The 24925-nt window shown below is 33.4% G+C and carries 19 protein-coding genes; 9 read left to right on the plus strand and 10 right to left on the minus strand.

Translation table 11 applies throughout. The annotated features are described in order from the left end of the window. The gene (locus tag SD960_RS15380) at nt 1–486 is read left to right on the plus strand and encodes a DUF4296 domain-containing protein (protein WP_318804499.1); all 486 of its coding nucleotides are present in this window, start codon (nt 1–3) and stop codon (nt 484–486) included. Here SD960_RS15380 and SD960_RS15385 read toward each other — a convergent pair whose 3' ends face one another. Beyond that, the gene (locus SD960_RS15385) at nt 487–1488 is read right to left on the minus strand and encodes an NAD-dependent epimerase/dehydratase family protein (protein WP_318804500.1); all 1002 of its coding nucleotides are present in this window, start codon (nt 1486–1488) and stop codon (nt 487–489) included. It abuts the gene before it with no gap. A gap of 196 nt (nt 1489–1684) precedes the next feature. On the opposite strand from SD960_RS15385, the gene tyrS reads away from it, so the two are divergent. Next, on the plus strand, nt 1685–2980 hold the full coding sequence (gene tyrS, locus SD960_RS15390) for a tyrosine--tRNA ligase (RefSeq protein WP_318804502.1): 1296 nt from the start codon (nt 1685–1687) through the stop codon (nt 2978–2980). Between the two features lie 112 nt (nt 2981–3092). After that, entirely contained in the window at nt 3093–3665 is a 573-nt protein-coding gene (locus SD960_RS15395; protein ID WP_318804504.1) for a uracil-DNA glycosylase family protein, read from the plus strand. 56 nt (nt 3666–3721) lie between these two features. Here SD960_RS15395 and SD960_RS15400 read toward each other — a convergent pair whose 3' ends face one another. The 4 genes from SD960_RS15400 to SD960_RS15415 form a co-directional block, all read right to left on the minus strand. Beyond that, entirely contained in the window at nt 3722–4702 is a 981-nt protein-coding gene (locus SD960_RS15400) for an acyl transferase (RefSeq protein ID WP_318804505.1), read from the minus strand. 163 nt (nt 4703–4865) lie between these two features. Then, nucleotides 4866–5210 (minus strand): T9SS type A sorting domain-containing protein, encoded by a 345-nt coding sequence (locus tag SD960_RS15405; protein ID WP_318804506.1) that lies wholly within the window; start codon nt 5208–5210, stop codon nt 4866–4868. 128 nt (nt 5211–5338) lie between these two features. After that, nucleotides 5339–6472: a hypothetical protein gene (locus SD960_RS15410; protein WP_318804508.1), complete on the minus strand. Its 1134-nt coding sequence runs from the start codon at nt 6470–6472 to the stop codon at nt 5339–5341. A 209-nt stretch (nt 6473–6681) separates the two neighbouring features. Beyond that, nucleotides 6682–9459, minus strand: coding sequence for a TonB-dependent receptor (locus tag SD960_RS15415; RefSeq protein ID WP_318804510.1), 2778 nt, complete (start codon nt 9457–9459; stop codon nt 6682–6684). A 230-nt stretch (nt 9460–9689) separates the two neighbouring features. Here SD960_RS15415 and SD960_RS15420 point away from each other — a divergent pair, with 230 nt between their 5' ends. From SD960_RS15420 to SD960_RS15430, 3 genes are all read left to right on the plus strand, one after another. Next, nucleotides 9690–10373: a response regulator transcription factor gene (locus tag SD960_RS15420; protein WP_042564703.1), complete on the plus strand. Its 684-nt coding sequence runs from the start codon at nt 9690–9692 to the stop codon at nt 10371–10373. 236 nt (nt 10374–10609) lie between these two features. Then, nucleotides 10610–11695, plus strand: coding sequence for a sensor histidine kinase (locus SD960_RS15425; protein WP_318804513.1), 1086 nt, complete (start codon nt 10610–10612; stop codon nt 11693–11695). 164 nt (nt 11696–11859) lie between these two features. Then, nucleotides 11860–13155 carry a porin gene (locus tag SD960_RS15430; RefSeq protein WP_318804515.1) on the plus strand — a complete coding sequence of 432 codons (1296 nt, stop codon included), beginning with the start codon at nt 11860–11862 and terminating at the stop codon, nt 13153–13155. Here the strand turns inward: SD960_RS15430 and SD960_RS15435 are convergent. From SD960_RS15435 to SD960_RS15450, 4 genes are all read right to left on the minus strand, one after another. Then, entirely contained in the window at nt 13152–14228 is a 1077-nt protein-coding gene (locus tag SD960_RS15435; protein WP_318804517.1) for a glycosyltransferase, read from the minus strand. The two genes, SD960_RS15430 and SD960_RS15435, sit on opposite strands and share 4 nt — an antisense overlap. Nucleotides 14229–14442: 214 nt before the next feature. Further along, nucleotides 14443–14973: a hypothetical protein gene (locus tag SD960_RS15440; RefSeq protein WP_318804519.1), complete on the minus strand. Its 531-nt coding sequence runs from the start codon at nt 14971–14973 to the stop codon at nt 14443–14445. 63 nt (nt 14974–15036) lie between these two features. Further along, complete coding sequence (locus SD960_RS15445) at nt 15037–18471, minus strand: hypothetical protein (RefSeq protein WP_318804520.1); 3435 nt, start codon at nt 18469–18471, stop codon at nt 15037–15039. 101 nt (nt 18472–18572) lie between these two features. After that, entirely contained in the window at nt 18573–18800 is a 228-nt protein-coding gene (locus tag SD960_RS15450) for a hypothetical protein (RefSeq protein WP_318804521.1), read from the minus strand. A 173-nt stretch (nt 18801–18973) separates the two neighbouring features. Between SD960_RS15450 and SD960_RS15455 the strand changes: the two genes are divergently transcribed. The 3 genes from SD960_RS15455 (at nt 18974) to SD960_RS15465 (ending at nt 23386) form a co-directional block, all read left to right on the plus strand. Beyond that, on the plus strand, nt 18974–20035 hold the full coding sequence (locus SD960_RS15455) for a helix-turn-helix domain-containing protein (protein ID WP_318804522.1): 1062 nt from the start codon (nt 18974–18976) through the stop codon (nt 20033–20035). A gap of 3 nt (nt 20036–20038) precedes the next feature. Further along, entirely contained in the window at nt 20039–21094 is a 1056-nt protein-coding gene (locus SD960_RS15460) for a helix-turn-helix domain-containing protein (protein WP_318804523.1), read from the plus strand. A 114-nt stretch (nt 21095–21208) separates the two neighbouring features. Beyond that, nucleotides 21209–23386, plus strand: coding sequence for a TonB-dependent receptor domain-containing protein (locus tag SD960_RS15465; RefSeq protein ID WP_318804525.1), 2178 nt, complete (start codon nt 21209–21211; stop codon nt 23384–23386). A gap of 237 nt (nt 23387–23623) precedes the next feature. On the opposite strand, the gene SD960_RS15470 is transcribed toward SD960_RS15465, so the two are convergent. Next, nucleotides 23624–24883, minus strand: coding sequence for an aspartate kinase (locus SD960_RS15470; protein WP_318804527.1), 1260 nt, complete (start codon nt 24881–24883; stop codon nt 23624–23626). Nucleotides 24884–24925: the final 42 nt, after the last annotated feature.

Genomic DNA, 24925 nt, shown 5'->3' on the forward strand with positions numbered 1-24925 from the left:
ATGAAGAATTTTGTAATTATAATATTGGTTTTATTTTTTGCTGTAAGTTGTAAAAAAGAGCTTGTAAAAGAGCCCAAACGACTTATTGAGAAAGGAAAAATGATTGATATTATGTATGATTTATCTGTTTTGGATGCCATAAAATATCACAATCCATTATCCTTGGATTCACTTGATGCCAGCCCGAAGCGATTTATTCTTCAAAAATATAAAGTAGACAGTTTGCAATTTGCGCAAAGTAATATGTACTATGCATCAGATTATGAAAGCTATAAAGATATGTTTGATCAAATTGCGAAACGATTAGAAAAGAATCAGAAAAAAGCAGATTCTTTGTTTAAGATCGAAGAGAAGAAAGCGGCAAAAGCAAACAAAAATAAGAAAGGCACAACAGCTGGACCTGCACCCAAGATTGATGGAACTCAACCGGCAAAAAAAATCAATGTTGATTCGATAAGACAGGCAATACGAAAAGCTAGAAGATAATTATAACTTCGATACTTCTTTAATGTATTGATGTACATCTAAAAAAACCGTTCCCAGAGCGGTTTTTATTTTTTCATTTGAATACAAATTTTTCGAATAAGAGGCTTTTGCTGTTGCTTTCGTTAAACGTCTTTTTTGGAAAAATAAAGGCGAGAATATTCTGTCGGCAATCCAAAGAAAATTCATAAAAAACGGAGTTGCGTGAATACTTGGTTTTTTTACTTTTAAAGCCTCTGCAATTGTGTTTAGAATATCCCGAAAGACAATATTGTCTGCAATTAAGGTGAAACGCTCATTTTTTATCGTGCTTTTCATTAATTCGTAAGCAATTTTCACTACATCATTTATAGCAACAAATCCGGTATTTCCAAGAGTATAGAACGAAAGTCCGTTTGCCACTTTTACGTATAGCTCAGCGCTTCCTTGTTCGCATTTTTTTGTTTTGGGGATTGGCCCTAAAATCACGCCCGGATTAATAATAATAATATCTAAGCCTTCCTGAACGCCTCTCCAGACTTCCATTTCGGCGCCATATTTTGAAATAGCATAATCGCTGTGAGGTTTTTCGGGATTCCAGTCTGTTTCTTCTGTAATATAGGTTTCATGTGGTGGTAAATCTCCCAAAGCAGCAATTGAGCTTACAAAGCAGAATTTCCTGATTCCTTTGGCCAACGAAAAATTAACCATATTGGCGGTTCCTTCGATATTGGTTTTTCGAAGAGCATCTTCATCTTTAGGATCAAAGGAAATTAAAGCGGCACAATGGTAAACGTATTCAATGCCGATAAAAGCAATTTCAAGGGAAGGAACATCTAAAATATCGGCTTCAAGCCAATTGATTTTTTCGAATAAATCTCCTTTTTTATACAATTCAAAAACCGATTTTGTTTTTTGAATGTTGTTTTGGTTTCTGTAGATAGCCCGGACCTTTTCTCCATTTTCAATTAAATGAAGTAATAAATGCGCACCAACTAAACCTGTTCCTCCAGTTACTAATACCATTTTGTAAAGATAAGTTTTTGCTTTTTTGCCACAAAGGCTCAAAGGCACAAAGTTTTTTTGTTTTGCCTGAAAGGCGCAAAGATGCAACGTTTTTTAATTATTCTTTGTGTCTTAGTGACTTTGTGGCAAATTACAGTGCTATTGTTTTTTGCCATTGCCATTACCATTGATTATATTTGCGCAAAATATTTTAAAAATGAAGAATCTAGTTGAAGAATTAAAGTGGCGCGGTTTATACCATGATAGCATGCCAGGAACGGAAGAACAATTGCTAAAAGAGGTAACGGCGGCATATATTGGTTTTGATCCAACGGCAGATTCGCTGCATATTGGTAGCATGGTTCAGATTATTTTATTGGTGCATTTAAAGAATTTTGGTCATCAGCCGGTAGCTTTGGTTGGTGGTGCAACCGGAATGATTGGTGATCCTTCCGGAAAATCTGATGAAAGAAATTTGTTGAACGAAGAAACTTTGGCTAAAAACGTTGCCGGAATCAAAAGTGTTCTGTCTCGTTTCTTAGACTTTAATTCAAAAGAACCAAACGCTCCGATTATGGTTAATAACTATGATTGGATGAAAGAATTCTCGTTTATTGATTTTGCCCGTGAAGTTGGAAAACGTATTACGGTAAATTATATGATGGCGAAGGATTCTGTTAAAAAGAGAATTAACGGAGAAGGGGAAGGAATGTCTTTCACCGAATTTACATATCAATTAATTCAGGGATACGATTTTTATCATTTATATAAAAACAACAACTGCCTTTTGCAAATGGGAGGTTCTGACCAATGGGGAAATATTACCACAGGTACAGAGTTAGTGCGCAGAATGGGAGGCGAAAACGCAAAAGCTTTTGCGTTAACAACGCCATTAATTACAAAAGCAGACGGATCTAAATTTGGGAAATCTGAAGGCGGAAATGTTTGGCTGGATGCAGATAAAACTTCGGTTTATGCATTTTACCAGTTCTGGTTGAAAGTAACAGATATTGATGCGAAGAAATATATTAAAATCTTTACTTTTTTAGATAAAGATGTAATTGATGCTTTGATTGAAGAACATGATGTAGCACCGCATTTATGGGTTTTGCAGAAAAAATTAGCAGAAGAAATTACAACTTTTGTACACGGTAAAGAAGCTTTAGAAAAAGCAATTCAGGCTTCGAATATTTTATTTGGAAGTTCAACTGCAGAAGATTTGAAACAATTGGATGAAGCGACTTTTTTAGAAGTTTTTGACGGAGTTCCGCAGGCAGAAATTGCAAAAACTGATCTTGAAAACGGATTGGATATTGTTTCTGTTTTAAACGAAAAAACAGGTTTCTTTAAATCAAATGGAGAAGCGAGAAGGGCTTTAACAGCAAATTCAATTTCTGTAAACAGAGAAAAAATCAAGGAAGATTTTACACTTACGGCAAATGATTTGATTAACAATCAGTTTGTTTTGTTGCAAAGTGGAAAGAAGAATTATTTTGTGATTAGAGCAAAGTAATTTTCGAGTTTTCCTAAACTCTTCAAGTTTTAAAATCCGATTAAGTTTTAATCGGATTTTTTTTTGCTGAACAATACAAAAATTAGTACTTTAATTTAAACGTATACAATTTATGGAAGAGCTTTTCGAACAAATTAAAAATTGTCGTGTTTGTGAAAATTTCTTAAAAGATGGAGTAAATCCTGTTGTTGCGGCTAGTGAAAAGAGTAAAATTATCATTATAGGTCAGGCGCCTGGTCGTATAGTGCATAATACAGGTATTCCCTGGAATGATAAAAGCGGTGATAACTTGAGGAATTGGCTGCAAATTGATAAAACTACATTTTATGATGCCGATAAAATTGCCTTAATGCCTATGGGATTTTGTTTTCCGGGTACAGGAAAAACAGGAGATTTACCACCAAGAGCAGAATGTGCTCCATTATGGCATAAAAAACTACTGAAATTAATGCCAAATGTAGAACTCGTTTTACTTATTGGACAATATGCACAAAGATATTATTTAGGAGACAATGCTAAAAGCACTCTCACGGAAACGGTTCGTAATTTTTCTACTTATTTACCGCAATATTTTCCGTTGCCACATCCTTCACCAAGAAATAATATCTGGCAAGCTAAAAATGAATGGTTTCGGGAAATTGTTTTGTATGAATTAAGAGAAAAGATTAACGTTATATTGAGTTAAAAACTTCAAGATATGTAAATGTTTAAAGATTAGTTTTTTTTACGATTAGAATTAAACTACAAAACCATCAAATTACATCCACGAATATCAGAATTATCAAAACGTCCTAATACCTCGAAAGAGTTGTTGGGATTTTTTTTGCCTAAATCCTGTGTGGCAATAAAAGAGCATGAATTGATATTGGCCAAATCAATAACGTTAATTCCGCCTGTTTTTCCATTATTTACATAAGTAAGCGCATCTTCGGGATCGCGCACTAAAATATGCATCCATGATGGGCATTCGAAAACGCCTTCGCCTAAAGAATAGGCTTGCGCCAGAAGTTCGGTCATTCCGTATTCTGAATGAATGGCTGAAACTCCAAAACCTTTACAAAGCTGTTCATGAAGTTCTTCGCGAATCATTTCTTTGCGTTTTCCTTTCATTCCTCCAGTTTCCATAATAATGGTATTTTGAAGGTTGAATTGATGTTTTTCGATTAAATCTAATAAAGCATAAGTAACGCCAATTAAGATCACATTTTGTCCCGATTCGTCTAAAACGGTTAGTTTTTTAATTAAGTCGTCGTGATTGTGTAAATAAAAGCCGCTTTCGGGCTGATTGGATAGCTTTATTAAGTCTTCGACCATATAAATAAGCGAAGATCCATCGCGTTCAAGATAAGACGGCAAAAGAGCTAAAACAACGTAATCTTCAATATTTCCATAAAACTGAGAAAATCCCTTGCGGTAACTTTCCTCATATAGGGAAACATCGGTCACTAAATGTCGGCTGGTTATCATGCCTGTTGTTCCGCTGCTGGTAAAAGTTACTTCGGCAGGATTAGAATTTGAAACAACATCATGACTTTTAAAAAACTGTATTGGTAAAAACGGAATTTGCTCCAATGATTTTACCTGTTGTGGATTTACTTTTAAAAAGTCGCAAAAGTCACGATATACCTGATTGTTCTCATGCTGAAAGCGAAACACTTTTAATGCTATTTTTTCAAATTGTTTCTGACTCGAAATGGTAAATATATCGTTGGCTGTAATCAAAACTTTTTTTGTGCAAAGGTAAGTATAAATGTAAATAGTTTTCAGTTTTAGGTCACAGTTTTCCTGTAGAGAGTCTCAAAACCCAGACTGTAACTGGAAACTAAAAAAAACGGCAATAAAAAAGCCCCAATGTTATTTGGAGCTTTTTGATATATTTTATGTTTTACCGAATGATAAGCTTTCTGGTCGCCGAAGCATTTTCTTCACTTATTTTAATAATATAAACTCCCGGAGTTAAATCACTAACATTTAATTCTCTGGTAGCTAAATGTGCCTGAATTACTTTTTTTCCTAACAAATCAAAAACAACTATTTCTTTTTCTAAATCGTTTTTTGATGTTATATAGACTTTGCCGTTGGTAACAGGGTTAGGGTACAAGCTCAGGCCCTCAATGGTACTTCCGTCTTGAGGTTTTGGTAATTGCTTACTATTATCCTGCGCTGACGCTGTTATAGTAGTAAAGAAAAAAGCCAATAAAAATGTAATATAAAAGTAGTTTTTTACCATCGCTATGTTTTGATTATTGTAAATATACAAAAAAAAATACAAAAACTACGCCAAAAAAAAACATCCTAATTTTTTAGGATGTTTTTAACATTTTATGTGTGAAGTGATTAGAAAATCAAATCATTTAATTACTTAGTCCAGTTAGCCCAAGTTGGTAAGTCTTCACCAGCACCAGCACCTAAAGCACCAGTAGTTGTTCCAGATAATTTAGGGCCATCAAATGCAGTAACAGAAGCTCCAAAAGTATAGTTTGTGATAGTAAAGTTACCAGCAGCGATATTTGCAACTGCACCAGCATCTGCAGATAATTTAGCAAGGTCTTTAGGCATTCCATCAGCAACATATAAGTTTGTGTAAGCTTGTTTTCCACCACCTTCTTTGTAATTGATTGCTTTTTCGTCAGCTAAGAAAGCAGCATCACCTTTAATAATAGAGATGTTAGTGATTTTAGCGTTAGTCATTGGAACAGCTCCACTTGGATCTTTTGCGTTTGTAGATCCTTCAACACCTGCTTTAGTAACACCTTTAATGTATACGTTTGTAGCAGTACCTTGCCATCCGTCAGCAAAATCTAAAGAATCATCATAAGAGTTTACAATTACTAAGTTAGAAGCGTTTACAGCTCCTCCGAAGAATTCAATTCCGTCATCACCACTTTCGAAAGTGTATATGTCAGATACTACTGTTCCTGAACCTACTCCGAAGAAAGAAACTCCATTGTATTCTTTTTCAGCAGTATATTTAGAACCTGTGTAAGAAATTCTTAAAAAGTTGATGTTTCCAGAAGAATCTGCATTATCATTACCACCATAGCTTAAAGAACCTACTTCAGAAGTACCATTGTCTCCAGTGTTCACTTTACCATTACCAGCGATAATTAATCCACCCCAGTCACTTTGAGCAGGAGTTGCTTTTCCAGATGTCATAATAACTGGTTTAGCAGCAGTACCATTGATGTTAATTTTAGCATTTCTTTCTACAGCGATATATAAAGAAGTAGATTCTGCAGTAGCAGAACTTTTAATTACTGTTCCAGCAGGAATAACTAAAGTAGCTCCACCTTTAACAACAAGACCACCTGTTAAAGTATAAGTTTGAGTTGGGTCCAAAGTTACAGTACCATCTTTAATCTCTCCCTTTAAATCGTCAACTTTTAAAACAAAAGAACTGTTGTTCGTATTGTTGTTGTTGTTATCATCAGAACTACAGCTTGTTAAAGCAAGTCCTAATATTGCAGCCATTGCAAATAAACTTTTTTTCATTTTTGTTGTGTTTTATTGTTTTATTTATTCAAGGCAAAGTAAACGAACATATGTTTTTGCTGAGTTAAGGCGATATTAACAATGCATTAAGTATCTCGGTGTAAATAAGACTTGACTTAATGTAAAATTTACATTGCCGTTTTTGAATTAAAAAAGGTGATTAGAATTACCTAATCACCTTTATAATATTATTTAGAAAATGTTTTTTCTTAGAATGTATAATTTAAAGTAAGTCTGAAATCTGAACCTGCTTTATATGAAACTGCAGTAATATCACCAACAGATTCTTTTCCTGGTACTTTTCCTTGCTCTTGTACACGTTTAAAAGTTGGATTCAGGATGTTATTATAAATAAGACCTAATTTTAAGTTTTTAGTTAAACTTGTATTAGCGATAAAGTCTAATTTATTTACAGCTTTATCAACCAGGTTTCCTACTCTTGAGGTTCCAATAACAGCTAATTTATCTGAAAAATAAGAGTAAGATACTGTTGCACTGAAATCCTGTCCTTCTCTGAATTCATTTAAAAATGATAAGTTAGCATTGGCAAGGAAATTAGAAGCTCCTGTTAATTTACTTTCTGAAAAAGTAAAGTTTGCTCCAAAATCATTTTCGTTGTTTACTTTATCGTTGCTTAGATCTTGGTTGGTGTATAAATAAGATCCGTTTGCGTCAAAAGAAAGTTTTGTCTTTAGGTTGTTATTATTTTCAATTTCAAAAATATCTTTTCTAAATTCTAATTCAACTCCTGCTACTGTTCCCTTATCTCCTGTATTTGCATAAGAAATATCATTTGAAGAAGAGTTAAGGAACATTTCGTTGATTGGGTTTTGAATAATTTTTCCGAATGCAGTTACCGAAATTAATTCCCCTGCTTTCGGGAAAAATTCCCATCCTAAATCGAAGTTGTAATTTGTTGAAGCATATAAATTAGGGTTTCCTTCGTATGCTTGTGCGACATCTTCATAAATAATTGGCACCTTTTCTTTAAATTGAGGAAGCGTATAGGTTTTACTTGCAGAGAATTTTAAATTCTGTTTGTCATTTAAGGTGTATTTAGAAATTAAACTTGGTAAAATGTTAAACTTCGAATCATTAGAATTATCACCAGCAGGAACTGTAGTTGTGATATAGAAAACATTCTGAGTCAATTGTTCCAGTCTTGCACCTAATATTACACTCAATCTATCCGTTAAAGAGTATTGAACATTAACGAATGCAGCATTAATATCTAAATTTCCATTATACAATTGGTTAATTCTGTTTGAGTAGGATGAACCCCAATGTGCAGGATCTAAATAATTGTCTACATGGTGTATGTCTTCTTTAGGAAAAGAAATTGTAGTTCTGTTTGGGAAAAATGAATATTGTTCCATGTTGTAATCTACACTCTTGAACTTTCCTGAATAACCAACAGTTACTTTTCCTTTGTAAATATCATCATTGCCTTTTTTGAAGTTATAAGAAAGGGCAACATTTGCAGCGATTTCATTTTCTTTTAGATCCTGAAAAAATCGGTGATTATTGATGTTAGAGTTTGTAAAAAATGTATAGTCTACACCATTAGGAGCATACACAAAAGAGTTTTGCATACGATCCGGAATTGCACTGTTAGACATACTGTATCCTACTCCCCAGTTTAAATTCCATTGATCGTTGAATTTATTTTTTCCTGTTAATTGGTTTACAATTAATTGAGTTCTTTCAAAAGTTCCACGTTTGATGAAACCTGTAATTTGTTGAAGAGCGTCTCCACCACCGTCAAAATTCTGGTTTGTTCCTTCGTATTCACTGTAATCCTGATCACTTGAATTTAAGAATAAAGAAGTAAATAAGATCGAGTTTTTATTGTTGATTTTATAATCAGCAGTACCCATAACAGTTGTAGTAGTACTATGTTTGTATGACGTTCTGATAAAGTCAGAAAAGATATCTCCGTCAGAAGTAATTCCTCCTCTACTGTATCCTTCTGTATATTTATTTTTTGCACTAAATGAACCAGTAACAAAAGTACCTATTGAACTTTCGTCATTTATATTAAATCTTTTACCAGCAGATACAGTATAGAAAGCATTTAATATGTTTTTGTTTTCCTGCCTGTCCCAGCTTGTTGCATAGCTATATGGTTGTAATGGAGAGTCTGGAACTCCAACTTTTTTAAATCCGGTATAAGTAGGTCCATCCTGTAGATAAAAATGATCCTGTCCTAAAACATTTGTATTAGCGCCTGTTCCGATTGAAAAGCTAACGAATGGTTTTCCGCTGAATTTTTTTGCGGTGATGTCAATATTGGCTCCACCAAAATCTGCATAATTTTGAGCTTCAAAAGTTTTGCTTACTCCAATATTGTCTACAATATTTGTTGTGAAAATATCTAAAAGTATATTTTTATTTGCAGGGTTGTTTGATGGTAATGGAAGTCCGTTTAATGTTGTAACATTATAACGATCTCCTAATCCTCTTACGAAAACATTTCCTGAATCTTCGTTTTTAGAAACGCCACTAACTTTAGAAACGGCATTTGCTACATCATTAACTCCTTTTCGTGCTATTTCTTCGGCACCAATTGCAGCTTTAAAAGAAACTGCATTTTTTTGGTCTAATAATAAAGCTGATTCCTTTTGTCTGTTTCCGGCAGATGACTGCACCACAACATCCTTCAAAGCATAACCTTCTCCAGAAGTAAGTGTTTTGTTGATTGTTACAGTTTCGTTTGCTTTAACAGTAACCGGAGCTTCTATAGTTTGGTATCCTAAAAAGCTGAAAATTAAAGTATAGCTTCCAGGATTTACAGATATAGAATATTTTCCGTCAATGTCAGTATTTGCGCTAATGTTGGTTCCTTTTATTAAAACATTCGCAAAAGGAAGCGATTGATTGTTCATTTCTTTGTCTGTTAATACACCAGAAATTGTACCTTTGTTTTGAGCGACCGAAATCGTGCAGATAAATAATGTAAATAATAGAAATTTTAGATTGAATTTCATTTTAGTTGTGTTTAATTTATTTTTTTGCAAAGAAAGAACCGCCCTGTAAAGTTCATGTTACGCACTTGTTATGTTTTTGTGTTCTGTAGATTATCAAATTGTTACGAGATTAAATTACCGTTAACCGCGATTTTTAACCGTCGATTTATTATTATATTTACCATCGCAATTAAAAACCATCAGATTTATTAGGATCAAATTTGATGAGAAAACTCAATTTTTGCTATTTTATGAAAAAAACTCAAACCAAGATTTTATTGGTCGACGATGAACCGGATATCTTAGAAATCGTAGGCTATAACCTTGCTCAGGAAGGCTATCAAATTGTAACAGCTTCAAACGGAAAAGATGCGATTGCAAAAGCTCAGAAAGAATTACCAGACCTGATTATTATGGATGTGATGATGGCAGAAATGGATGGTATGGAAGCTTGTGAAAACATCAGAAAAATACCAGAATTAAATAATGTTATCATAACATTTTTAACAGCAAGAAGCGAAGATTATTCGCAAGTAGCTGGTTTCGATGCAGGTGCTGATGATTATATCACAAAACCGATAAAGCCAAAATTATTGGTAAGCAAAGTAAAGGCTTTGTTAAGAAGGTTAAAAGAACAAGAAGTTGTTAGTGATACTTTAAATGTTGGCGGAATCGAAATTAACCGCGAAGAATATAAGATCATAAAAGGGAATGTAGAAATTGCATTGCCAAGAAAAGAATTCGAATTGTTTTACCTGCTGGCTTCAAAACCTGGAAAAGTTTTTAAAAGAGATGAAATACTTGATAAAGTTTGGGGTAACGAAGTAGTAGTTGGCGGAAGAACAATCGATGTTCACATCAGAAAATTACGTGAAAAGATTGGAGAAGATCTTTTTAAAACAATAAAAGGAGTAGGTTATAAATTTGAAGTTTAATCTTTTTAAGATGCTAAGGTTCTAAGATACTAAGTTGCTAAGTATTTTTAAGTATTTTATTGAGATCTAACATTAAATTATACCCCGTACTTTTTATAATCAAAGTCAATCTTTGTCAAATTAAACTTTGACAAAGATTGACTTTTGAGATTATAGAATAAGCTTTACTTTTATATGAACTTATATCACTTATATGGTGAAAAATAATAATCTCTAATTGGTTTATTAAATATTCAATGAAAATTAATTTTAAAAAAACATACAAATTTGCTGTAAAGTCGGCATTATATATAAGTCTTTTTGCGACAGGATTTGTAATGATTTTAATGTCGTTGTTTTATAAAAATCAACTGAAACATCAAATAGGGTTTGGATTAGTTTTTCTCTTATCCATTTATATTTTCTCTTTCCTGGTTTTGCAATATCGTGTAGAACGTTTTATATACCGAAGAGTAAAAAAAATATACGATGAGGTTTCGTTATTAGAATCGACAACACTTATCAATCAGCCTATAACGACAGATATGGAAACGCTTTCGCGTGAAGTAAAAAAGTTTGCTACAGATAAAAAACTCGAAATCGAAATGCTCGAAATTCGTGAAGAATACCGCAGGGAGTTTTTAGGGAACGTTTCACACGAACTTAAAACACCTTTGTTTACGGTTCAGGGCTATGTTTCGACTTTGCTTGATGGTGCGATGGATGATAAACACATCAGAAAAAAATATTTAAAGCGTGCCGAAAAAGGAGTAGAGCGACTTATATATATAGTAGAAGATCTCGATATGATTACCAAACTTGAGTCTGGTGATCTGGATTTGAATATGACTGATTTTGATATCGTTGAGCTGATTCAGAATGTTTTTGATTTATTGGAAATGAAAGCCGAAAAGAAAAAAATCAAATTGGCTTTTGAAAGCAGAAATGTAAAATCGGTTATCGTTCGCGGAGATCAGGACAGAATTCAGCAGGTTCTCGAAAATTTACTTGTAAACTCAATTAAATACGGAAAAGAAGGTGGTTTAACCGAAGTTGGAGTCGTTAATTTAACCAAGAAAAAAGTCTTAATTAGAATTAGTGATAATGGAGAAGGAGTTGAAAAACAAAATATTCCAAGACTTTTTGAACGTTTTTACCGTGTCGATAAAAGCGGAACCCGATCTGAAGGTGGTTCTGGTTTAGGATTGGCCATTGTAAAACATATTATTGAGGCACATAAAGAGAAAGTATATGTAGAAAGTGAATTCGGAATTGGTTCTGAATTCTCTTTTACACTCGAAAAAGCATACAAAGCACAGAAAGTAGAAGTTAAAAAATTGTAAGCTTCATAGCTATTAAGTGCCGAAGAATAAGGTTTAACAAGACCAATAATATTTGCATAACTATTTCTAAACAAATCTTCTTATTATGATAACACGGTGTTAATGATTTCTTAACATTAGTGATACATCTTTGCACCTTGAATTTTAGTGCATTAGAGAAAAAAATGATGAAAAGAAAAATAATTGCAATTTTATTGCTAATTACTTGTGTAGCAAATGCGCAAGAGTTAACCAAAGAAGATGTAAAAAAAGAAGTAGTTCGTCTTCTTGATTCTATCAACAAAGCCAAACTGCCGGATACCAAATCGGGCGTTAGTAACGATGAACACTGGTACGACAGAATTTCTTTAAGAGGTTATGCACAAATACGATACAATGGTTTGTTTTCTACAAACGATAATGTTTCTTGTGAACAATGCGATAAATCATGGGGAACAACTTCTACAGCTCCCGATGCAAAAGCAAACAACGGACTTTTTATCAGACGGGCACGTTTAGTGTTTTCTGGGCAAGTGCATCCAAATGTGTTTTTTTACTTCCAGCCAGATTTTGCCAGTTCGCCAAGTACCGGAATCCAAAATTTCGTTCAAATTCGTGATTTGTATTTTGATCTTTCTTTTGATAAGAAAAAGGAATATCGTGTGCGTGTTGGGCAAAGTAAAATTCCTTATGGTTTTGAAAACATGCAATCTAGCTCGCAACGATTGGCTTTAGACAGAAACGACGCCATGAACAGTGCTATATTAAACGAACGTGATTTAGGATTATTCTTTTATTGGGCTCCTGCCGAAATCAGGGAGCGTTTCTCGATGTTGGTAAAAGATGGTTATAAAGGTTCCGGCGATTTTGGAGTTTTTGCTTTTGGAGTTTACAACGGACAAATTGCTAATAAACTTGACGGAAACAGAGATTTAAATGTAGTAGCCAGGGTTACTTACCCGTTTGTTATCGGAAATCAGATTATTGAACCGGGACTTCAGGCCTATACCGGAAAATGGGCTTTTACAGGCGAAATTTCAAATGGCGTTACAGTCAATGATCCTCAATATGTAAAGGACCAGAGAGTTGGGGCAACTTTTGTTTTGTATCCAAAGCCATTCGGAATTCAAACGGAATACAATATTGGAACCGGACCTCGCTATAATACGCTAACAAACACTATTGATGAAACAGATCTAAACGGTGGTTATGTAATTTTGAATTATAAATTAGACATAAAAAAACAGCATATTTACCCTTTCGCCAAATTTCAGTATTATGACGGAGGAAAAAAATATGAAAAAGACGCCAGAAGTTATGTTGTACGTGATTACGAAATTGGTGTAGAATGGCAGCCACTTAAAGCATTCGAACTTACGGCAGAATATGTTATTGCCGACAGAACTTTTGAAGACAGTGCGCTCCCAATCAACAGACAACAAGGAAACTTATTGCGATTGCAAGCGCAGTTTAACTTCTAAGCTTTATCCTCAAAAATAGAAAATAAAGAATCCCAGTCGATGTTATCCTGAAACTGAGAAAAACCTGTAAACGACTTTACTCTTGATAAATCTTCAATGGTAAAGTCGTCTTGCAATGCATACGGTACCAAATTTTCATCCTGAAGTTTTATCGCTAAATATTCCTGTTCATATTGCCCCGGAGTTGGTATAAAAAAAGCTTTTTTGCCCAATTTTGCCAGATCCATCACGGTAGTATAACCCGAACGGCACAAAACCATATCACTTTCGTTGAAGGTTTGTTCCAATTGTTTTGAATTCATGAAATTGTAATAAGTAACATTTCCGGATTCTAGTTTGGTTTGGTCTTTTTCGACCACACCTTTTACAAACACAACTTTTCCTTCATAATTAACAACCTCTTTCTTTAATTTTTCTTCCAAATAAGTACGTTGAGGTTCCGGTCCCGAAAGAATAATCATCAAATCATAAACCTTTGGAGTTTCCTTTTTGCGCATTCTGCTCAAAGGCCCAATATATTTTAAGTTTAGTTCATTGGTTTCAAGATGCCCTAAATCGCCGGTAAGATTTACCTTTTCATTCGTATCAGGAACCCAGCATTCTGTGTATTTTTTTATAACATGCTGATGACATTTACTCGTAAACCATGTGGTATTTCCGGTCATCACATTCAATTGATGCGTTATAAATACCGATGGAATTTTTTTGCTAAAAACACCTAATCTGTTATCTGAAATAATACCATCAATGCCGTGTTTTTTAACCCATGATTTTACCATTTTCTTTTCATCACGAATGGCTGTAATCATTTTAGGAAGATTTTTAATCAGCTTCCATTTAAAATTTTTACCATTTTTAGCATACTCAATATGATAAGAAGGCAATTCTAAAGTTTGCACATATGGAAATTCTTTTCTTAACAAAGCCAGTGCAATTCCGTCAGAAGCGATTATCGGAATAAAATTATTTTCCTGTAATGCTTTTATAATCGGGATACATCTTGTGGCGTGGCCCAAGCCCCAGTTTAACGGTGCGACTAAAATAGTTTTGTTTGCCGAATATTCAATACTCATATCAAGTTTGCTTTTTGACGAAGATATATAAATAAGTCTTTTCTGCTATTTCGGTCATATTACTAAATTATTAACTCTTATTTAAGATACTGAGGTGCTAAGGTACTAAGGTTTTAAGTTTTTTCTCAGCAAATAAAAAGCCGAACGTAAGTTCGGCTTCTTAGTCTTGATTGAATCTTAGCACCTTAGTACCTTAGCACCTCAGTAGCTTTAATTAATCCTGTATATACGTCTTGTTCCCGTTTGAATTGATGTAGTATTTACCACCTTTAGGCCCGGTATATACTTTCTTTCCGTTATACTCTCCAGTAACTTTATCTGCTACCTTGGGTGCTTTTTCTGTAGTTTCTTTTACAGTTTTGGTAGTAGACTTTTTTGATGTTCCAACAGCATTTTGAGCTTTTGTAGAGGCATCAGTAGCTTTATCTGCAGATTTTTTAGCTTTTGTAGATTCTTTTTTCGCATCACTTGCAGCTTTGTCAGCATCAGATTTTGCTTTTTTAGATTTTGCAGTTTCTTTTTTTGAATCAGCAGTTGCTTTGTCAGCGTCAGATTTTGCTTTGTCTGATGTTTTTTTAGCTTTTGCAGATTCTTTTTTCGCATCAGCAGCAGCTTTGTCTGCATCAGATTTTGCTTTTTTCGTTTTAGTTTCTGTTTTCGACTTAGTCGTTTTTGTTGTTGTTTCCTGAGCGTAGAAATTACCGGAAAGAACAAACACGAAACAGATTAAAAATAATTTTTTCATAAGTTGAGAGGTTAAAATTTCAATTAAAAATAATCAAATTATAGTAATGTTGTTCTCAAAGTATTAAAAATAAGCGCGAAGCTGAATATTTCCTGTATGAACCGTATTTCCGGTTTCACTTTTTCTTCCTTGATAATTTAAGTTAATGTCTAAAAATTGTGTTATGTTTTTTTGTAATAGAAGCTTCCAAACGAGGTTTTGACCAGCCTGAAGCCCTTCAAGCATCTGAAATCCTACAGATGAAAATTCATTTCCTTCAAATTTATTTTCATAAAAAGAAAACTCGCCATTTACTGTTATCTTTTTCTCGCCGGCATAAGAAAAAGAAGTTCCCAATCTATTTTGACGCAGTGTTTCAAAATTCCCCATTTTATTTTCCTTGTTTTGCAACTCATAAAAGAAATCCAGACTTGTGTTTTTCGAGAATAAATAACTGATTTTCGGAGCAATTTGATAGCCATCCAGATCATAATTTTTCTCGGTAAAATCTTCAGAAACTAAAGTGGTTTTTATGGTTTTAGTAAAGAAATTAAACAACCAGCTCTTTTGCAGCAAATGTGTGTATTGCAATTGATGCGAATTGTTGGTGACATTTTGAGAACCAATAGAAAGCAAGTTTTTCCCTTTATTAATAAGGTAAGAATACGTAACAGAATGTTTTTGTTTTCCTCTGTTATAATAAAAGCTGTTTCTAAAACTTGAATTTAATCCCAGCATATTTTCATCAGACGAACTAAACGGATTTAACTCTAAACGATCGCCCTCACTTTTTACTTTGCGATCCATAATAAAAGATGTCTGATTGTAAAAATAAGAAGCCAGTTTCTTGAAACCGGTTTCGTTTTGCCACTGCAACGGATTTAAAGTTACAGATTGCGAAAACTTATTTTGATTGGTTTTGATATAAACTTGATTTGGCAAAAAGATGCGTACAAATTTAGCCTGATCGGGAAAGGGAGCAATTTCAAACTCTTCCAGTTCTTGAATTCCGTTGCCATTATAATCATTCCAGGTATAAACGCCTTGTCCCGTTGGAACTTCGACATACGTAAATTCCTGTTGCGCAATAGTTCCCGAACTCGTTTCGTAAGCCGTACCAATTTGCATAAACTGATTAAAAAAACGATCGTTGTATAGAATTCTCGAATTTAATGAAGGTTCGTTTTTTCGCGAAACATCCGTAAAATTCAACGTTCGGTAACTGGCATAAACCGCCAAATCTGTTTTTTTGTTCTGAATCAATTTCGATTTTAAAACATACATTCGTGAATCGTTCACATGTTGTAATAAACCATTTTGCAAACTATCGTTGCGACGTTGCAAATATCCTAGTTCAACAAAAACTTTTGTACTATCGCCGCGTCCAACAAAAACGCCATATTCTGAAAACCTTTGGCTCAGGGCCGAAAACTCATTTGTAACTTTATCTTTCTCCTGATTATCTTCAATCTGAACACTTCCTCCAACCCAGTTTTTGCCAAAATGATATTTGGTTTTAGCCAGATTTCGAATGAATTTTGAAGTAGAAGTCGTAGCATCAGAATTCAGGAAACTGCCCTGATTTTCAATTGTCCATTTATTTAATTTAAAAAATGCATTCGCTGTATGTCGTGCTCCCGAATAACTTTCAGTATAATCCAGTTTTTCAAATTGATACGTAAATAAACCAATGTTTGTAGTTTCCTTTTTCGAAAATAAATCAAAATTTAATCCCGTAACCAGCAAACTTTGATTGCCCAAAAGTGTTGTCGTACTTAAATTCCAGTCTCTGTTAAATTCAATATTATACAAACGTTCTACAGATCTAAAATCTTCCTGAACAAATTGATAATTGGCAAAACCATCCAAAGTCCAGTCTCTGGTAAAAAGGCGTTTTTTAATATTAGCTTTAAAAGCAATTCCGTCATCGTTGGCATCATCAATATTTGAGAATAAATTTTGATCATTATTACTCACGGCAATTTCAAAATCAGCCAGCGTTTTTTCATCAGGATTATATTTTCCTAAAAAAGTCGCAACCTGTATTTTCATAGGAGCAACCAACTTTACAATTGGCTCATAATTTCCCTGCAAAACGCCATTTACAGGCGCAACATATTCGTAAATACGCTCGACAGAGTTATTGTTTTGAATAATATAATTTCCAAGATTATTGCCAACAAGACTAAATTTTACATTGTACAAAACATCACTCGAGTTATTCGAATATTCATAAACCTCTACAGAATTAATAATCGTTTTTTTGTACAAAATTTTATTATCAGCATAAGCATCTTCGTAAGCAGATGGCGCTACCATTCGGTTTTGATCATCTCCCGCCTGACTCAAAATCTGAACCTGCTCTGGAGAAAGATTTTGCTGCAAAGGCTGGTTTTTCATGTCATTTTCAGAATACAAATAACCGCCAAAACTCCAGCTTTTATTTTGATGTGTCGCGCCGGCGTACGTAACAAGTCGGTTATAATTTCGTTCAGAATATTGGTATTCAATACTAATACGCATTTCTGAGGTAATCGTAAAAAGCGACGTAAACACAATTTCGCCTGCATTATAATCAATCGTATAATCATTGTTTTCGCCACGTTTCAGCAAAACACCATTTACATAAACACGTTCAGAACCCGAAATAACCAAAACGTACAATTCGCCATTTTGACCTTTCAGTTTATAGGGCCCCTGATTGCCTTCTTGTCCCGTAAAAGTACTTTTGGCATATTGTCCTTTTACAAAAGCGACCGATGCAAAAACATTGGTTTTATTATCCTCGCCGCCAAAATCAAAACTTGTGGAAAGTCCCTGAACTTTTTTATTAAAACTAAGAAACTGTGTTTTTCTATTTTCTAAGAAAACATCGCCTGCGCGAATATTCCAGTCATCGGTAAAAAGTTCCATAAAAATATTATCAAACTGATCCAGTTTTTGAGAATATCCGCCATCCTGCAGCGGAATATTGCTGTCCTGAAGTGAAGCTCTCAAGCTAACTTTATCAGATATTTTTCCAGTAATCTGAAGATCAAGATTCGAATTCAAAACTGTATTTTGATTGTTTCCAATTGTTACGCCACGCGTTATACTTCCGGAAGTATTCAATCCGTCAAACGGAGTCACTTTTTTGGTGTTTGTATTTTCAAGTTTATATAATTTTTCTGAGCCAACATCGTTACTCACAACCTGACTGTCCTTGTAAAGCGAATATTCTTTGGTTAAAAAGTCAGGATATTTTAAATAATTGACAACTAAAGTATCTGAATTTGAAGAGAATTTTTCGTTTAAAAGTAAAATTCCCTTTTGAAAATTGATTTTATAAAATGTCGAATCAATGGGTTCATTTTTAGTATTTAAAAGTTCGAAAAAGCTCGAATTAATGCTGAATTTTTCTAAGTGAATTGTATCTCGCGTTACAATTACTTTTTTTGTCTGATACGATGATTCCGTTTCCTGCGCCCGAAGACCAGAAAACCAAATAAGCACCGTAAAAAACAGTAATTTTTTCAACATAAACACTTTAACTCTAAAAAAGCCAAAAGTAGTATTTATAATTGGGAAATGTTGTGGCTGCTATTCTAGTTTTAGCAGTAATTATAATGGATTAATGCTGATTATCTGGCATATTTTATAAAAAGAACTATTACTGCAACTAACAATAAGACAATAACAATGTAATTAGGATCTGCATAATTAGCATGCCAGCCAAATTCTTTTATCCTTTTTGGAAAATAAGATCTCTTGTCTTTTGGGTTATAATAAAACATTCCCCATATCCAGTTATCCGGATCGTTTTCCCACTCATTTTTAGTTTCTTCGCTAGGTTCGTTATCATTTCGCATAATCGTAAAGGATTGATATTTATCGACTTATTCTTTTGGTACAAAGTAAATTTAGTTAAATATTTTTAATTTAGGAATAATCTTATTTTTTGTAAAATTAAAAATAAACTTTTTCAAAATTATTCTGACAGGAATCAATTTTTTTTAGCTTTGTCAGATATAAAACTTCAATTATGGATACTGGCAAAGAACTTTTATTCTTTTTTAGTGCTTTGGGAGCTTTCAACGGAATTATTCTTGGGGTTTACTTTTTCTTCTTTACAAAGAAAAAATACCTGACTAATTATTTCTTGGGCGCACTATTATTTGCTTTAAGCATTCGAATTGGCAAATCGGTATTTGTATATTTTCATCCGGCCTTGCCAAAAATGTATTTACAATTTGGGTTAACGGCTTGTTTTTTTATTGGTCCGTGTTTGTATTACTTTTTAAGATCGGCGGTTGAAGAAATAAATGTAATGCCAAAATCATGGAAATTTGCATTACTGTTTTGGGGAATCGTCATTGTTACTGTTGGCGTTTTATATCCTTATGAAGATTATCCAAAACTTTGGGGAGGCTATTTAATTAGGTTTATTTATTTTCAATGGTTTGTTTATATTGTTTTTTCAGGATATACCATTCGAACAATTCTGAAGAAAATAATCGATCCTAGACAAAAATCAAGCCCTGCCGAAGTATGGTTTGGAATGCTTTTTCTGGGTAATTTTCTTTTGTTTCTTTTTTATTTCCTTTCGATTATGGGTGCTCCGGGAGCAACGTATATTAGTGGCGCAGTTGTGTTTTCTTTTATTTTATATTTGATTATTTCTATTCTTTTATACCGAAAAAAAACCGACGATTTATTTTTGCTGAGCAATCAAAAGTATTCAGGCAGGAAAATAGATTCGGCGGAAGCCAAAATATTATGGGAGAAATTAGAAAGAATAATGAGCGACAAAAGTTTATACAAAAACCCGAATTTGAGTTTACAGGATTTATCACAGGAACTTAATATTTCGAGTCATCAATTATCACAGTTTTTAAATAATAATTTAGGGAAGAATTTCACGAGTTTTATCAATGAATTAAGAATTAATGAAGCTTGTAAAATCATTACTTCAAACGATAAACTCACTCTGGAATCGATAGGTTATGATGTTGGTTTTAATTCAAAATCGACATTTTTTGCAGCTTTTAAAAAGCATACCGGAACAACGCCTCTAAATTATCAGCTTCAGGCTTTACAAACTTAGGTTATGAATATTGGTAAAGAAATATTATTCTTTTTTGGTGCTTTGGGCGCATTCAATGGATTTATTCTGAGTGCGTACTTTTTATTTTTTACCAGAAAAAAATATTTGACTAATCTTTTTCTAGGCTCCTTGCTTTTGGCTTTAAGTGTCAGAATCGCAGTTACGGTTTTTGTATATTTTAATAACGCTTTACCTAAAACGTATCTTCAAATCGGACTTTCGTCTTGTTTGTTAATTGGCCCGTTTTTATATTATTTTTTAAAAGCGGGAATTCATTCGATTAATAAAATTCCTAAAACATGGAAATATCATTTGATGATTTGGGTCATTGCTATATTCGTGATTGGTTTTTTATTTCCGTATCAAAATTATCCGGTTTTATGGAACGACTATTTTGTGGCAATGATTTTTCTGCAATGGTTTAGTTACCTTTTTATATCAGGTTTTGAAAGTCGAATATTGCTTCAAAAAATGATTCAAAATTATAATGATACAACTCCGGCCGAAAAATGGTTCGGAATGATTTTCTCAGGTAACGCAATTATATTTCTTTTTTATTTTCTTGGCTTTGTCAGAGTTCCTTTTATATCTTGTGTTACAGGTTGTTTGTCGTTTACGTTTGTTTTGTATTTGGCTTTTCTAATTCTCTTGCATCGAAAAAAAACAGATGATTTATTTGTGTTGAATATCCAAAAAGGAAAAAAATTAGATCCAAAAGAAGCATCAATTTTATCTGAAAAATTAGAAAATATAATACTGGAAAAGAGTTTGTATAAAAACCCGAATTTGAGTTTACAGGATTTATCCCGAGAAATAAATATAACAAGTCATCAATTGTCGCAGTTTTTAAATAACAATCTGGGCAAGAACTTTACAAGTTTTGTAAATGAGTTTAGAATTAATGAAGCTTGCTCAATTATTGCTTCGAATGATAAACTGACTCTGGAATCGATAGGTTATGATGTTGGTTTTAATTCAAAATCAACATTTTTTGCAGCCTTTAAAAAACATACCGGAACAACGCCTTTAAGCTTTCAAATCCAGGGATTTCAGCCTTAAACAGAGTCTTAATTTATAAATTCGTACTCCTGAATTCCCTTTCTATTACCTCGTTTCGCGGTTTTGAGCTGACTTTTGTCACTACAAAAAGTCAAATCCTCAATCGCAAAATTTATGAAGTTTTTAATCTCAGTTTTCATCTTTATTTATTGTTTTGTTTTTGCCTCGACAAATGCAAAAGCACAAACTAAACCAGCAATTCTAGCGAAAGTCGAACCTCAAAATAATGAGTTAAACGAAGTTGTAATAAAAAGACAAACTTCACTATTAAAATATGGTGCAAACGGAACTATTGATGTAAATGTTGCCAATACCTTATTGGCTACAAGCAGTTCTCTAAATGAAGTATTAAGCAGAGTTCCAAACGTTGTCGTTGCCGAAGGACAAATTAGTGTTCTGGGAAAAGGAGAAGCCATTATTTACCTTAACGGAATCTTGATTAATTACGAACGTTTTGCCGCGATTCCGGTTTCACAAATTTTAAAAATAGAAGTGATCTCCAATCCATCTTCAAAATATGATGCCGAAGGAAAAGCAGTAATCAATATTATTACCAAAAGAAATATCGAAAACGGACAAATGGGAACGGTGACGCAGCAAATTACAAATTCAGAATTTGCCGGAACAAGCACAAACACGCTTTTAGATTTTAATTACACTAAAGGAAAATTCTCTTTTATAACCAATTACGGATTACAATTGGGAAAGGGCAGAGAACTTTTATACACAACAAGAACGCGGCCAAATCCTGATGAATTTATGCGATCTCAACTTACCACAGATTGGAAACGTCAGTTTAATAATTACTCCAATTTTGGTTTTGGACTGCAATATGCTTTCTCTGATAAAGATTATATTTCTCTGGCTTATAGCGGAAATATTGAAGATTTGGGCGGAGTTGTTGAAAGCCGAAATTCAATTGAAGATAATACAGGAAATAATTTTTATGCGACGGATATTGCTAAAAATGATGTTTTACTAAATCAGTTCATCAATTTAAATTATAATGTTGCCACAGATGCCAAAGGTTCATCATTATTTATAGGAACTCAATATTCAAATTATAATGGAACCATACATGACTTTATTGACGAAAATAGTCTTGAAAATGAGATTAATACTGAAAAATATTTGAAGAATAATGTTGCTAATGGTATAAATATAGTAATGGCACAAGTGGATTATTCTAAAAAAAATAATAAAAGTACAAAGTTAGAGACAGGAGCAAAGTTTAGTCATGCCACTATAAATTCGGGTACAGATTTTTTAATTTCAAATCCGGAAGACGAAGTTTTTGAGTTGGATAATGAACTCTCAAGTGATTTCTCTTATAAAGAAAAAATTGGTGCAGCGTATTTTAATTATGGAAATTCCTTTGGTGAAAAATTTAATTTTTCGGTTGGTGCACGCGGTGAATACACAAATTATGAATTGTTCACCAACGCAAACGGAAATAGAAAATTTAGTAAAAGTTACGGCAATATCTTTCCGAACCTGCTTTTAAATTTCGATTTCTCGGATGATTTAAAAGCGCATGCTTCGTATGTTTCCAGAATTACAAGGCCGCGATATCAGGCATTAAATCCATATGTTATTTATCAGGACCCGTTTACGACAATAGAAGGAAATCCGAACTTATTACCCGAAAAAATTCATGCCTTTGAAATTGGAGTGATGTACAAAAAGTTTGATTTTAAAATAGGTTATACGTATAAAACAGATCCAATTTCTGCCGCAGCTTTGCGTGGTGATACACCAAACAGTTATATTTTAAGATCTTTAAATCTGGAAAAAGAGCACACTTATTTTGCTTCAATTTCAAGATCGTTTACTTCAAAATGGTGGACTTCTACCAATACCATAAGTATGAATTTAACCAAAGCAGTTGATAATGCATACGCTTACGCTTTGGGACCTGTAAAACCACAAATATATTTGTATTCGAATAATACTTTTACAATTCCGGATTGGTTTAAAATTCAATTGCTTGCCTGGTATTTGGGTGACAAAAGTTATGGTTTACGAAGTGACAACAGCCGATCGACCGTTACTTTAGGAATCGAAAGAAACTTTTTTAAAGATGTTTTAAAACTAAACTTTACAGTAAACGATATTTTTCACGACTTCATGGTTTCAGGAAATTATACAGTCGGGCAAACCGAAATATATTATCACAGAACATACACAACAAATTATTTTAAGCTTGTTGCAACATACAGTTTTGGGAATTCGAAGAAAACCAATTATAAGAAATCGGAGATTGGGGAGACGGAGAATAATAGGGCGAGGTAAAACTAAAAAAAGGTTTCACATTCCGTGAAACCTTTTACCATGAATTTAAATTAACCTGTTTTGTTTGTCATTTCGAGGAACGAGAAATCACAGGAGAAACTCCACAAAGAAATTCGCCAATCTTTGTCGAATACTGGATGTGATTTCTCCTTCGTCGAAATGACATAAAATGAGAAAAACTTTGCGTCTTCGCGTCTTTGTGCGAAATATGTTAGCGTTACTTACCTTCTAAAACTCTTAATTAAGTTCTTTAGTCACAATTTGCATTGTTTCTCTACTCACTTGTTTCAATAAAACAGCTTTGTTTTCTTCAACAGTCTGCGCGGCATTTTCTGTAAAGTGGCGAATGGTATATAAAGTCACATTTTCGCTATAATCAACTTTGAATTTTTTCGAAAGAATAGCATTCAAATCATTAAAATTCCCAAATTTATCTTCCACACAAACAGAAAAACTAATCGCCGAGTTCTGAATTAAATTTACTTTGATTTTGAATTCGTGGAATAAACCAAAAATTTCACTAATATTTTCCTCCATAATAAAAGAGAAATCTATTGATGAAAGAGAAATCAAAAGTTGTTCTCTTTTTACAATAAAACAAGGATATTGAGGCTCAAGATCAACACCTTTAGAAACACAAGTTCCTTTTAATAACGGGTTGATAAAAGATTTTACATACAACGGAATCTCTTTTTTCTGTAAAGGCTGTAATGTTTTTGGGTGAATAACCGTCGCTCCGTAAAAAGCCAATTCGATTGCTTCACGATAGGAAATTTGGTTTAGTAAACTCGCATTTTCAAAATAACGCGGATCTGCGTTCATAACTCCAGGAACGTCTTTCCAGATTGTTACGCTTTCGGCTCCAAGGCAATAAGCAAAAATTCCGGCAGTATAATCAGAACCTTCACGACCAAGAGTTGTTGTGAAGTTGTTTTCATCGGCACCTAAAAATCCTTGTGTAATATTTAAAGTTTTTCTCGGTACATTTTTGCTGATAAGCTCTTCTGTTGTTTCCCAATCTACTTCGGCATCTCTGTAGTTTGCATTTGTTTTAATGAAATTACGAACGTCAAGCCAATTCGTCTGGATACCCATAAAATTCATGAAATGACTTAAAATTGTGGTCGAAATCAATTCTCCAAAACTCACAATCTGATCATAAACGAAATTGTAATTTGGAGATTTATTATGTGCCAAAAAGTATTCCAATTCAGTAAACTGCGCATCTACGGCAGCAAAAACTTCGTGTTTTTCATTTTCAAATAAATCTAATATTATTTGATTGTGATAATTTTTAATTTCCTGTACAGATGTATTCAACTCTGGTGACTGATCAAAATAATTCTTGATCACAACTTCAAGAGCATTTGTGGTTTTCCCCATAGCCGAAACTACCAAAATCACATCTTCATAACCCACTTTTTGTAAAACGTCGTATACGTTCTTAATTCCCGCAGCATCTTTTACCGATGCACCACCAAATTTAAATACTCTCATTATTAATTTTAGATTTTTAATTTTAGATTCCAGATTAACTGA

Origin of the sequence: Flavobacterium sp. MMLR14_040 (assembly GCF_033657265.1) — a bacterium.
Taxonomy (GTDB): domain Bacteria; phylum Bacteroidota; class Bacteroidia; order Flavobacteriales; family Flavobacteriaceae; genus Flavobacterium.

Coding starts and splice junctions, on each gene's coding strand:
- SD960_RS15380 (WP_318804499.1), top strand. CDS start 1: ATGAAGAATTTTGTAATTATAATATTGGTTTTATTTTTTGCTGTAAGT.
- SD960_RS15385 (WP_318804500.1), bottom strand. CDS start 1,488: ATGGTATTAGTAACTGGAGGAACAGGTTTAGTTGGTGCGCATTTATTA.
- tyrS (WP_318804502.1), top strand. CDS start 1,685: ATGAAGAATCTAGTTGAAGAATTAAAGTGGCGCGGTTTATACCATGAT.
- SD960_RS15395 (WP_318804504.1), top strand. CDS start 3,093: ATGGAAGAGCTTTTCGAACAAATTAAAAATTGTCGTGTTTGTGAAAAT.
- SD960_RS15405 (WP_318804506.1), bottom strand. CDS start 5,210: ATGGTAAAAAACTACTTTTATATTACATTTTTATTGGCTTTTTTCTTT.
- SD960_RS15410 (WP_318804508.1), bottom strand. CDS start 6,472: ATGAAAAAAAGTTTATTTGCAATGGCTGCAATATTAGGACTTGCTTTA.
- SD960_RS15415 (WP_318804510.1), bottom strand. CDS start 9,459: ATGAAATTCAATCTAAAATTTCTATTATTTACATTATTTATCTGCACG.
- SD960_RS15420 (WP_042564703.1), top strand. CDS start 9,690: ATGAAAAAAACTCAAACCAAGATTTTATTGGTCGACGATGAACCGGAT.
- SD960_RS15425 (WP_318804513.1), top strand. CDS start 10,610: ATGAAAATTAATTTTAAAAAAACATACAAATTTGCTGTAAAGTCGGCA.
- SD960_RS15430 (WP_318804515.1), top strand. CDS start 11,860: ATGATGAAAAGAAAAATAATTGCAATTTTATTGCTAATTACTTGTGTA.
- SD960_RS15435 (WP_318804517.1), bottom strand. CDS start 14,228: ATGAGTATTGAATATTCGGCAAACAAAACTATTTTAGTCGCACCGTTA.
- SD960_RS15440 (WP_318804519.1), bottom strand. CDS start 14,973: ATGAAAAAATTATTTTTAATCTGTTTCGTGTTTGTTCTTTCCGGTAAT.
- SD960_RS15445 (WP_318804520.1), bottom strand. CDS start 18,471: ATGTTGAAAAAATTACTGTTTTTTACGGTGCTTATTTGGTTTTCTGGT.
- SD960_RS15450 (WP_318804521.1), bottom strand. CDS start 18,800: ATGCGAAATGATAACGAACCTAGCGAAGAAACTAAAAATGAGTGGGAA.
- SD960_RS15455 (WP_318804522.1), top strand. CDS start 18,974: ATGGATACTGGCAAAGAACTTTTATTCTTTTTTAGTGCTTTGGGAGCT.
- SD960_RS15460 (WP_318804523.1), top strand. CDS start 20,039: ATGAATATTGGTAAAGAAATATTATTCTTTTTTGGTGCTTTGGGCGCA.
- SD960_RS15465 (WP_318804525.1), top strand. CDS start 21,209: ATGAAGTTTTTAATCTCAGTTTTCATCTTTATTTATTGTTTTGTTTTT.
- SD960_RS15470 (WP_318804527.1), bottom strand. CDS start 24,883: ATGAGAGTATTTAAATTTGGTGGTGCATCGGTAAAAGATGCTGCGGGA.